Here is an 11,192-nt window from a genome sequence, read left to right as displayed (position 1 = left end):
GCTGGTCAGCGCGATACGCACCGCATCTGCTCGGAATTCGTCCGTTCGTTTCAGTCCCATAGTCAGTCTCCTTTGTTGCAGTAAATGCTATCAAAGGAGCGGCATCAAACCGCGACAGGTCCAGATTGACCTTACAGCACACACGGAAAAGCAGCTACCGCTGCCTTGGTTTTTCTAGGGACATGCCCAACTCTCGCCTTCTCGACGCGTTACAAGCCCAAAAAAAACCGGAGCAGCACCATGGCGTGAGCGATCAGATTTAAATCAGAGTTTGGGCGCACCTTCCCAAATGGTGAATTCGTGGATTGGGATCACGAACTTGCGTTCAGGGGCGGTACTTTGCCAACCTCCATCCTTGATGACCCTGACTTCGATGGCGCGAGGTGCGTCGTCAAGTCCGAGGCATTGCAGCGCGTCGCGGATGGTTATGTGGGCGAACAGGGAAAAGGCCTTCCAACCAAATTCAAAGTGGAGCCTTCATTCCTACCGCCCAGATTGTCTTCACTCGTCAAGCTAAATGGCATCTTTGCCGTGGACAGTCGTCTTAAGCGCATCATCGAACAGATTGAGCCAGACATGCATGAGTTCTGGCCCATTTCAATCCGATGGAGGGGCCTGCCCTACGTCAAGCGGTACTGGGCGCTCTCGGTAAACCAATTCATGAGCAGTATCGTCCCGGAGCAGTGCCTCGAAGGGGCCTGCGAAACGCGTGACTACAAGATGTATCGCGTCAACATTGTTTCTGCCATGGACGCACTCGCTGACATGGCATTTTCGCCCGACGTGCAGGAGGACGCCCATCTATGGAAAGAGCGCTGGGTGAACGGTGCCGATTTGTTTTTTTCAGACGCACTCATGGCTGAATGTCATTCAGCAGGCTGTGTTTTGCCTGATCACGTACAGGTGCGTGCGGCAAAACAATTGCAACCAGCTGCCTGAAGTCAACGCAAAGTGGCTTGCGTTGCACAAACGTCTCTGGACCATCAGGTCGTGGTAAACCATGGAAGAGCCGCCATTGACTGCGACGCTAGAAAAAACTTCGGCTCTACACTGAAGAACGCGCCTTCAAGGCCCTTTGTACTTTTCACAGGGCAACAAACGGTAATAAAGCTGTCATTCGGGTAAAGAGCGTTTACGTCCGCTCCGTCCGCATACCTGCCGTTCGTCGCACCAGCAGATAACGGCAGTTCTGAGCCCGTAGCGACGAACACGGCACCCAGCCCAAACGGTCGCGAAGCGTGCGAAGCGGTCATTCTCTTATGTGCAGTCTGTATGGCCAAGAAGAAATCTTCGTACAAATTTTCCCGAACATATGCGGACCACGGATCAGGCGCGTGGCGATCGCTACTATGACACTAGTGAGATCACGCTACACCCGGTGCCCAGCATGCCGGGTTGATTGGCGTGCCGTGATCTGAAAACGACGGCGTTGGGTGGCTTTGCAACAGGAAGCACGACCCCGACAAACCCAGAAATGACGACCGGGAGCCTTTTACGGATGGTTTCGTCTATTCACGTGACAAGGACTACTCATATCTGCTGATCGGGTAGCTGGCGAAATACGCGCGGCCCACGTTGGGGTGCGAATCAGAATTTCCGGCACAGGTCCATCGCCTGACGCAACCGGGTTTCGGCCAGCCCATTGGCCGCGTCGCGCGGCAAAATACCGTGCTCGCGAACCTGGTCCAGAACCTCTTGCGTGTTGTGGCGGATCTTTTCGTCGATCGTTGCCATGGCCTGGGATTGCGTGCCGCCGCGATACTCGACCGAGGCGCAGATCACGCCCCCGGCATTGGCGATGAAATCCGGTATCACTAGAATATCGCGCGCGTGCAGTTCTTCCTCGGCCGCCCGGGTGGCGGGAATATTGGCGCCCTCGACGACAAGCCGGGCCTTGATCGCCCCTGCATTGGAGCTGTTAATGACGTCAGGTCGGGCTGCCGGGACAAGGATGTCGCATTCTGTCGTGATCACAGCATCTTGGTCGGCGCACGTGGCGCCGGGATAGTCGGTGACGCTTTTCCCTTCATCCTTCAGGGCGTCAAGGCGCGGCAGGTCGAATCCATCGGGGCAAATCGCGGTCCCGCGCGAATCCGCGACGGCGATGATACGGGCGCCCTTTTCCTCGAGGCAATGGGCGGCGTGCCGGCCAACCGCGCCATACCCCTGAATTGCTATCCGCGCGCCGTTCAGTTTTATTCCGCAATACGGCTCTGCGATTTCGGCGGCGACCGCGACGCCTAAGCCGGTGACCCCGATCTCGTCCAGAGGAATGCCGCCGACCACGCGCGGCAGACCGACGGCACGCCCGATCTCGTCACGGATCCAGGCCATGCAGAGTTCGTTCGTGCCCATGTCGGGACCGGGAATGTAGTCGGCCAACTGCTCAATGGCTTGGGCGAATGCGCGGATCAGGCGTTCTTTTTCGGGCAACGGCATCGCTGGATCGGCAAAAATGACCGATTTCCCGCCACCATGTGGCAGGCCCGCAGCAGCGTTTTTGCGGGTCATCGCGCGGGCCAGACGTGCGCACTCTTCCAGCGTGACGTCCGGCGCCATGCGCACTCCGCCTACCGAAGGTCCGACGGCCGCGTTGTCGATCACCACGATGGCCTTCAAACCCACGGCGGCATTGCTGACATACACTACTTTTTCCGGTCCGAATTCATCGATCATATCGAATATCGTTGTCATGCTTCGCCTTCCTCTTTGCCGCCCGGTCGTTCCAATTCTTCGCGTAGCGCGACCAGGAACCGCGCCGCTTCGCCGCCGGTCACAACCCTGTGGTCAAAGGTCAGCGAAAGCGGCAGAACGCGACAAATCACGGGGCGGCCATCCACGACACCGCATTGTTCGGAAACCCGTCCTGCCCCCAGGATCGCGACTTGCGGCGGCGAAACGACCAATGCGGCGAACACGCCGCCAATCGGGCCGAAATTCGACAGGCTGATTGTCGCGTTCTGCATGTCCTCGGGAGCAATCGACCGGTCGCGAACAGAACCTGTGGCACGGTCTATCAGCGCCTCGATGTCAACAGCGTCCTGCACGCCGCGCAAGACCGGCGTGAACAGCCCATCTGCCGTGTCCACGGCCAAGGCGAGGTCGACATGGTCATGTACCTGCCGCCGGTGGCCGTCGAACCAGGCGTTCAGGGCCGGTTCCCTGCCACTGGCGGCGACCATTGCGCCGATCAGACGGGGCGTTGGTTGTTCGGCGTCCGACCAGGCCGAAATATCGGCGGTGTCGGTGACCGTCGCAGGCACGACAACGGCATGCGATTTTGCCATTGCCCGGGCCATCGCCCGCCTGACACCGCGTAGCTCTTCTCCGGCAATCCCGGACGCGGCCGCCTCGACGTCGCGTGTCAGGATCGCACCGCCCGGGCCGGTCCCGGTCAGGGTGGCCAGATCGATGCCCTTCTCATCCGCAAGGCGGCGGACCGCAGGTGTTGCCTTGCCCGCAGCACTGGGGATGGGCCGGGACTCTGCCGGCGGGGCCGGTTCGATGGTTTCCTTAAGCTGACCGACAATCGCGCCGGTATCCTGCGGTTTACCGGTCTCGATATCGACAAGGGCCGCCCCGATCTTGACGATGTCACCTTCGGCTGCGATCAGCCGAGCGATGGTACCGGAATGCGGCGCCGGGATTTCGACGACGGCCTTGTCGGTTTCCACCGAGACAAGCGGCTGGTCGGCGACCACATGGTCGCCTTCTGACACATGCCAGGCAACGATTTCGGCATCCTGCAGGCCCTCGCCAAGATCGGGAAGTGTGAAAATCGTCATGCGAACTCCATCACGTCATGGACGGACCGCAGGATGCGTTCTGTCGAGGGCAGGTAGTGGCCTTCAAGCCGGGGATAAGGCATCACCGTATCATACCCGGTGACCCGGCGCACCGGCGCCAGCAGGCTGGTCAGGCTATGTTCGGCAAGATCGGCAGCGATCTCGGCACCTAGCCCGGCGGTCAGCGGCGCCTCATGAACGATCACGCAGCGGCCGGTCTTTTCAACCGAAGCGCGGATCGTTGCCCGGTCGATAGGTTTGAGCGAGGACAGGTCGATCACTTCGGCCTCGATCCCTTCAGCCGCAAGCCTATCCGCCGCCGCGCGGGTTTCGGTCAGCATCGCCCCCCAACTGACCAGCGTCACATCGCGGCCTTCGCGCAGGCGGACCGCTTCGCCCAAGCGCAACGCGGTGCCGTCATCGGTAACCGGTTCCGAGCTCGCCCGGTAAAGCCGCTTGGGTTCCAGGAACACGACCGGATCCGGATCCCGGATCGCAGCCAGAAGCAGGCCATAGGCCCGCGCCGGTGTGCTGGGAATCACCACGCGCAGCCCCGGAATATGGGCCAGCATCGCCTCCACGCTCTCGGAGTGATGCTCGGGCGCCTTGATGCCGCCACCAAAAGGGGCACGCAGGACCATCGGGCAGGTCAGTCTGCCCCGGGTTCGGTTGCGCAGGCGCGAGGCGTGGTTGGCCAACTGGTCGATCGCCGAATAGAGGAACCCCATGAACTGAATCTCGGCCACCGGTTTCAGCCCGTGTGCCGCGGCCCCCACGGCCATGCCGGCGATCACCGTTTCACTCAGCGGCGTATCCCGCACCCGCGACGCGCCAAAGCGCTGGCTCAATCCATCGGTAGCACGGAACACACCGCCGTCGATCCCGATGTCTTCGCCAAACAGGATGACATCGGGATCGTCCTGAAGGGCGCGTGCCAGCGCCGTCCGGATCGCCTCGATCATCGTCATGTCAGTCATCGCAGAGCTCCTCAGCAAGAGCCATGAGGTCCGAAGGCGGCGTGGCGTAGAGATGCCTGACCATGGCGCGGGCCGGTTCGGGACCAGTTGCAAGATATGCGTCGGCGGCTGCGTCGACCTCGTCGCCACAGGACCGCAACAACGCTTCCTCGTTCTCCTTGCTCCAGCCATGCACCTCGACCAGATGGGTTCGGAGCCGGACCAGCGGCTCATTCTTCCAATGCGGGCTGACCTCGGCCTCGTCACGATAGCGGCTGGCATCGTCGGCCGTGGTATGATCGCCCAGACGATAGCTGAGGCATTCGATCAGGGTGCCCCCCTCCCCTGCCCGGGCGCGGGACAGGGCGCGTTCGGTTGCCTCGCGCACCGCGATTACGTCGTTGCCGTCGACCTGTTCGCCTGGCAGCCCGGCGGCGATCGCCTTGTCTGACAGTCTCCGGGCCTGGGTCTGTTCGCTGCGCGGCACGGAAATCGCCCATGCATTGTTGTTGATCACGAACACGGCAGGCAGGTTCCAGGCCCCCACCACGTTCAACGCTTCGTAGAAATCACCCTTGGAGGTTGACCCGTCGCCGCCAACCGCGACCGCCACACCGCGCTCGCCCTTCTGCTGCATAGCAAGCGCCACCCCTGCAGCGTGAGGGTATTGCGAGGCGACAGGGACGCAAACCGGGAAATCCTGTCGTGGTCCGGCAAAGTCGTTGCCTCGCTCATCGCCACCCCAGTAGAGGAACAGCTCCTGCAATGTCACGCCGCGCCACAGCTGCCCGCCATGTTCCCGGAACGAGGGGACGAACACGTCCGCGTCCTGCATCGCACTGGCGACGCCCACGCTGATGGCCTCCTGGCCGAGGCTCGAGGCGTAGGTGCCCAACCGCCCGGTACGTTGCAAGGCAATCGCCTTGGCATCGAAACTGCGGGTCCGCACCATGGCGGCATAAAGCGCCTTCAGGGTCTCGCCGTCACGGGCGAAGTCGGGCAGATCACGCACAGGCCCGCCCACGGCATCGAGAAAGACCAGCGGTTCAGCCATTTTCTGCATCCCCCGCCAGTTCCTTTGCCATCATGTCCCGCATCACGAATTTCTGCACCTTGCCGGTGATCGTCATTGGAAACTCATCGACGAACTTGACGTAGCGCGGGATCTTGAAATGCGCGATCTGACCCTTGCAAAAATCGCGGATCTCGTCTGCCGTAGCTGTCTTGCCCGCGCGCAGTTTGATCCACGCACACACCTCTTCGCCGTATTTTTCGTCGGGCGCCCCGATCACTTCGACCTGTTCAATGGCGGGATGGGTATACAGGAAATCCTCGATTTCGCGCGGAAAGATATTTTCGCCCCCGCGGATCAGCATGTCCTTGCTGCGCCCGACGATCTGGAAGTAGCCCTCTTCATCGACAACCGCGATATCGCCACTGGCGATCCAGCGCGTCTCGTCGATGGCCTTGGCCGTCTTGTCAGGATCGTTCCAGTATTTCGGCATCACACAATATCCGCGTGTCAGCAATTCGCCCGGGGTGCCGCGCGGGGTGATCCGGCCCTCTGCGTCGACGATCTTGATCTCGGTATGCGGCAGCACCCGGCCGACGGTCTCGACACGCCTGTGCACCGGGTCATCGACGGATGTCTGGGTGCTGACCGGCCCGGTTTCGGTCATGCCATAGGCGATGGTGATCTGCGACATGTGCATTTCGCTCATGATGCGTTTCATCAACTCCGCCGGACAGGGGGCGCCGGCGATGATCCCGGTGCGCAGACAGGATAAATCGCGCCCGGCAAATCCCGGGGAATCCAGCGCGGCGATGAACATGGTGGGCACCCCGTGAAACACGCTGCAGCGTTCGGTTTCGGTCACGTCCATGGCAGCCGTGGCATCGAACCCGGCCGAGGCAAAAACCATCGCCGCCCCATGCGCCACACAACAAAGCGTCCCCAAAACCATGCCAAAGCAGTGGTACATCGGAACCGGAATGCACATGCGGTCAGCATCGGTCAGGCGCATCTGCAGGCCAGTGAAATAGGCGTTGTTGACGATATTGTGGTGCGTCAGCGTGGCGGCCTTGGGTCGCCCGGTCGTACCTGAAGTGAACTGGATATTGATCGGGTCGTCAAATTGCAGCACGTTTGCCAGTTCCGCCAGCCTTTCGTGCGATGGCTCGTCGGACTTGTCCATGACATCCGCATAACGCAACGCGCCGGGCACCGGATCGTCGCCAAGGGAGACGAGCCAGCGCAGGCTGGGCAGGGTCTTGGATTTCAGACTGCCCGGTGTCGAGCCGACCATCTCGGGCATCAGGTCCGAAAGCATCGCCACGTAGTCGCTGCTCTTGAAATTCGGAACAAAGACAAGCGCGCAGACCTCGACCTGCCGGAGCGCGAATTCAAGCTCGGACAGTCGGTAAGCGGGGTTGATGTTGACCAGGATCAGACCGGCCCTGGCAGTGGCAAACTGCAACACCACCCATTCGGCCATGTTCGGCGCCCAGACACCAATGCGTTCCCCCGGCGTAAGCCCAAGCGCGATCAGACCGGCCGCAAGTCGATCGGCCTGTCTGTCCAGTTCGCTGTAGCTCCAGCGCACATCCTGATAGGGAACAATCAGCGCGTCGTTATCGGGAAATGCTGCGGCCGTGCGCTTAAGCAGGTTCCCGACCGTCAGGCCCATCAAAGGGGTGTCTGACACCCCGTGTTCGTAGCTGACACTAAGCGGTTTTGCAGCGTTCTTGACCGGCATCTCTTACTCCCCCGAAACGACAAAGTAACGCTCCAACTCTGCAGCACCCTGCGGGACGCCGCGAAACAAAGCCATTGAAAATGGTACTTTCCCCCTGCGCCGCCGGCATTGACCGAGATCAAGACCCGGTGGAAGTAACAAAATCATTATGGCGCGTGCCCCGGTTTGATGCGCCTCAAAGACCGCCCAGGCAGTTTGGGCAATTCTTGTCGGCAGAAATGTGGAAAGGTTTGTTTTCAGATAATGCGCTGCCCGGGACTACTGTGGGAGAGAGACACAAGACCCGCACGTCCCGACGTGCGAATGACGAAAGGATAAGAGATGACAGATGGGCTTCTTTCGCAGGAACAGATCGCCGACCGCCTTGTTGAAGCCGCCGATCTGTTGGAAACACAGGGGGCCGAACATTTTCGCGTGCGCGCCTACAGGTTGGCGGCCGATACGATCCGGCAACTTGACGAAGAACCGGCGGCGATCCTGGAGCGGGAGGGCTTCAAAGGATTGGTCGCGCTCCCCAACATCGGAGAACGCCTGGCCCGCGCGATCGATGAAATGAGCGCGACGGGGCGCTGGATCCAACTTGAAAGATTGCGCGGAGAAACCGAGCCTGAGAACCTGTTTCAGGCGGTGCCGGGCGTCGGCGCCCGCACCGCGCGGGCCATCCACGACGCGTTGCATGTCGATACGTTCGAGGCGCTGGAAATCGCGGCGCATGATGGCCGCTTGGAAACAGTTCCCGGTATTGGCCCAAGGCGGGCAGCGTCGATCCGCGCCTCGCTCGCATCCATGCTTGCGCGGCGGCGCCGACGCGGGCCAGACGATCACGAAGAACCCCCGGTTGACCTCTTGCTGGAAGTCGATGGGCTCTATCGTCAGAGGGCGCGAGAGGGCAATCTGCAGCGCATTGCCCCACGGCGTTTCAATCCGACCGGAGAGGCCTGGCTGCCGATCATGCATCTGGATCGTGACGATTGGTCCTTCGCCACGCTCTTTTCAAACACGGCTCTGGCGCACGAACTTGGCCGGACAGACGATTGGGTCGTTATCTATTTCGGTCGGTCCGGCGGGCCGGAACACCAACGCACCGTGGTGACCGAGACGCGCGGACCCCTGGAGGGCAAACGGGTTGTCCGCGGGCGGGAGGTTGAGTGTCGAAAATATTACCTTGCAGATACTTAGGTTTCCTTTCGATGGTCGGTCGGTAAACACTGTGTGGATTCAGCTGAGGCCAACTTTCACTCGTCCAGCGCAAGTCAGGCTCGACGGGTCCCACCGCTGCATCAGAACAGGGCGACGGACGTTTGCCTTGGGCCGCTCACAGCCCTCCTTCGACTGTCAAACGCGCTTCACGCGCCGCCAAGAACCATCATCATGGACGCCCGCAGACGCGCGACATCGTCAGCTACCGATGCGTTTGGATCGGGCGTAAATGGCGCCAGGACTTCGATCCGGATGGTGCCACTTTTGGGAACAAACCTGCCCCTGGAAAGCAGGAGGTCGGAATCGTGAATGACAATCGGGCGGATGGTCCGGCCGGTCTCACGCGCCACCACCACCGCCCCTGCCTTGAACTCACCCAGAGTTTGCGTTTTCGCTCTTGTCCCTTCGGGGAACAGCACCACGGACCGTCGTTCAGGCATATTTCGCACCGCCTCGCTGAGCGTCGCCATCGCCACCTTGCCGCTTTTTCGGTCAATCTCGACCAGACCCGCTCCCTTGAACCCCGTGCGCAGCAACGGGGCATCGCAAAGCTCTTTTTTCGCGGCGAAGGTTATCCATTTCTGGTCGGGCACAACATCCATCAACGCGAACCCGTCCAGATGGCTGCGGTGGTTGATCACGATGATGCTGCCCGTGTCCTCGCTCAGGGTCCGCTTGTCTGCATTCGAAATCTCCACCCGAATGCTCAGCAACCTCAAGAGCCGCGAGCACGCCCGTTTGACAAGTCGCCAGTACCAGCCGCCAAACCCTCGCCGTTTGGCGCATAACAGCGGCACAAACGCGATGAAAAGAAAGTAGAAAGGCCCCAGCAGAACCAACGCCGTACGCTTGACCAGCCTGACGGGAAAAGGGTCAATTACCAATGTTGCGGCGTCAGGTGAGGTTGGTTTATCTGCCATGGGCTCCGGTCAATTGTCATGGCCTCACTGGGGCCTTTGGGGCATGAAAGCCGATGGGGTCTGCCTCGGCAGATTGGCGTCATGGCATGTGTTGTATGTTTCGTACGCAGCCAGTGCGAACGCGCCTATGTGGGCCAAACACGACATAAAATCAATGAAAACCTCTACGACTTGGTAAGTGCTCGATAGTGTCCGTCAGTCCTGCCGAGTTGGGCTTGGGGTCGAGTTTGCCTCTGTTTGTCTGGTCGGAATCCTATTTTTCAATGCTCATGTGCCGTTACAGATTGAGCACAAAAACACTGCTTGAACCTGCCGCGAATGGTCTTCCTTGGTCGGAAATCAAGCTTTAACAAAGACCTTGGTCGGTTATGTTGAATGGGCTTGATGCCTTGCAGCCAAAGGATGCCACATGACGACGATCGCCGAAGCGCAGTTCCGCACCCAGACGCTGCAATCCCACCTTAACGATCTTGGGATTAGCCACGCGGTGTTCACGTCAGAAAGCTCCATTGCCTATCTCGCGGGGTTCTGGGGCTATCTTGGGATCGAATTCGGCCGCCCAACGATGCTTGTCGTCCCTGCGGACGCTCCGCCGATTGTCATCACGCCCCTGATGGAAAGCGAGATGGTCGCCGAAATGACTTGGGTCGAAGACGTGCGCACATGGGAGGACGCCGGGCAACGAAGCTGGGGGCGGGCGCTCGCCGAAGCACTGCCGGACGCCGTGCGGGAGCTTTGGATCGAACGCAGCGAGGTTCCGGCAATCGTCCGCAATTTCCTTGATGAGCGGTTCCCGCAAGCAGAGCAAAAGGACATCGGTCCAGTCCTTGGCGCCATGCGCATGATCAAATCGCCGCTGGAAATCAGCGTGATGAAACAGGCGGGCGCCATCGCAGGCGCGATGATGAAGGCTGCGCACGACTCCCTCGAAGAAGGCGCCCGGGAATACGAAAGCGCGCTTGCGGTGATCAATGCGGGGACCCGCGCCGCGGCCGGATTTCTGACGGACAAGGGGTGGGAACGGTTCGTATCGCCGATGATCCACAATCTGCAGATCCTGCAAAGTGGTCGCGATGCGTCGATGGTCCACCGTCGTGCGTCCGTAAAAGCCTACGAACGGTTCGATCCGGTCTATTTCTGTTTTTGCAACATGGCCCAGTTCCAGCAATACAAGCTGGGTTTTGACCGCATGTTCCATATTGGCGCGGTCACTGACGAGGCCGCACAGGTTCAGCAGGCGGCCATCGATGCGCAGCAAGCGGCCATCGCGGCCATTCGACCCGGTGTTCAGGCGCAGGAGGTCGCGGCGGCAGCGAACGCGGTCTATGCAGAGAGAGGATACGAGACGGGCTACCGCACAGGCCGGTCAATTGGAGTGGCCTACCTCGAGGCCCCGGAACTGAAGGCGGGGGACACCACGATTCTGGAACCGGGCATGACATTCGCCGTTGACGGTGGCATCTCGATCGACGGCGTGACGGCAGGTCGCATCGGCGACAGTATCGTCGTGACAGAGACGGGGTGTGACTACCTGACCGAGTATCCGCGCCAGTTGCTCGTGACTGAGAGATAGGC

At 60.6% G+C, this 11,192-nt stretch carries 9 protein-coding genes; 3 read left to right on the top strand and 6 right to left on the bottom strand.

The annotated features are described in order from the left end of the window. The first annotated feature begins 300 nt into the window (after window positions 1-300). Window positions 301-939 (top strand): imm11 family protein, encoded by a 639-nt coding sequence (locus ACXYMO_RS18610; protein WP_458880254.1) that lies wholly within the window; start codon window positions 301-303, stop codon window positions 937-939. Between the two features lie 648 nt (window positions 940-1,587). Here ACXYMO_RS18610 and ACXYMO_RS18605 read toward each other — a convergent pair. Genes ACXYMO_RS18605 through ACXYMO_RS18585 form a run of 5 tightly spaced genes read right to left on the bottom strand, consistent with a single transcriptional unit; the run spans window position 1,588 to window position 7,497 of the window. Continuing rightward, window positions 1,588-2,694 (bottom strand): Glu/Leu/Phe/Val family dehydrogenase, encoded by a 1,107-nt coding sequence (locus ACXYMO_RS18605; protein ID WP_458880253.1) that lies wholly within the window; start codon window positions 2,692-2,694, stop codon window positions 1,588-1,590. Next, window positions 2,691-3,785, bottom strand: coding sequence for a dihydrolipoamide acetyltransferase family protein (locus ACXYMO_RS18600; RefSeq protein WP_458880252.1), 1,095 nt, complete (start codon window positions 3,783-3,785; stop codon window positions 2,691-2,693). The genes ACXYMO_RS18605 and ACXYMO_RS18600 overlap by 4 nt, the downstream gene beginning before the upstream one ends. Then, complete coding sequence (locus tag ACXYMO_RS18595; protein ID WP_458880251.1) at window positions 3,782-4,762, bottom strand: alpha-ketoacid dehydrogenase subunit beta; 981 nt, start codon at window positions 4,760-4,762, stop codon at window positions 3,782-3,784. The genes ACXYMO_RS18600 and ACXYMO_RS18595 overlap by 4 nt, the downstream gene beginning before the upstream one ends. Continuing rightward, window positions 4,755-5,795, bottom strand: coding sequence for a pyruvate dehydrogenase (acetyl-transferring) E1 component subunit alpha (pdhA, locus tag ACXYMO_RS18590; protein ID WP_458880250.1), 1,041 nt, complete (start codon window positions 5,793-5,795; stop codon window positions 4,755-4,757). The genes ACXYMO_RS18595 and pdhA overlap by 8 nt, the downstream gene beginning before the upstream one ends. After that, entirely contained in the window at window positions 5,788-7,497 is a 1,710-nt protein-coding gene (locus ACXYMO_RS18585) for an AMP-binding protein (protein ID WP_458880249.1), read from the bottom strand. Before ACXYMO_RS18585 ends, pdhA begins: the two co-directional genes overlap by 8 nt. 321 nt (window positions 7,498-7,818) lie before the next feature. On the opposite strand from ACXYMO_RS18585, the gene ACXYMO_RS18580 reads away from it, so the two are divergent. Continuing rightward, on the top strand, window positions 7,819-8,676 hold the full coding sequence (locus ACXYMO_RS18580; protein ID WP_458880248.1) for a helix-hairpin-helix domain-containing protein: 858 nt from the start codon (window positions 7,819-7,821) through the stop codon (window positions 8,674-8,676). Window positions 8,677-8,843: 167 nt separating this feature from the next. On the opposite strand, the gene ACXYMO_RS18575 is transcribed toward ACXYMO_RS18580, so the two are convergent. Further along, window positions 8,844-9,617, bottom strand: coding sequence for a lysophospholipid acyltransferase family protein (locus ACXYMO_RS18575; protein ID WP_458880247.1), 774 nt, complete (start codon window positions 9,615-9,617; stop codon window positions 8,844-8,846). A gap of 409 nt (window positions 9,618-10,026) precedes the next feature. On the opposite strand from ACXYMO_RS18575, the gene ACXYMO_RS18570 reads away from it, so the two are divergent. Continuing rightward, a complete protein-coding gene (locus ACXYMO_RS18570) occupies window positions 10,027-11,190 on the top strand; it encodes a M24 family metallopeptidase (protein ID WP_458880246.1) in 1,164 nt (387 codons plus the stop codon). Window positions 11,191-11,192 lie beyond the last annotated feature (2 nt).

Source organism: Arenibacterium sp. CAU 1754 (genome assembly GCF_054482635.1).
Note: the sequence above shows the minus strand (reverse complement) of the source record. Positions and strands in the feature narration are given on the sequence as shown.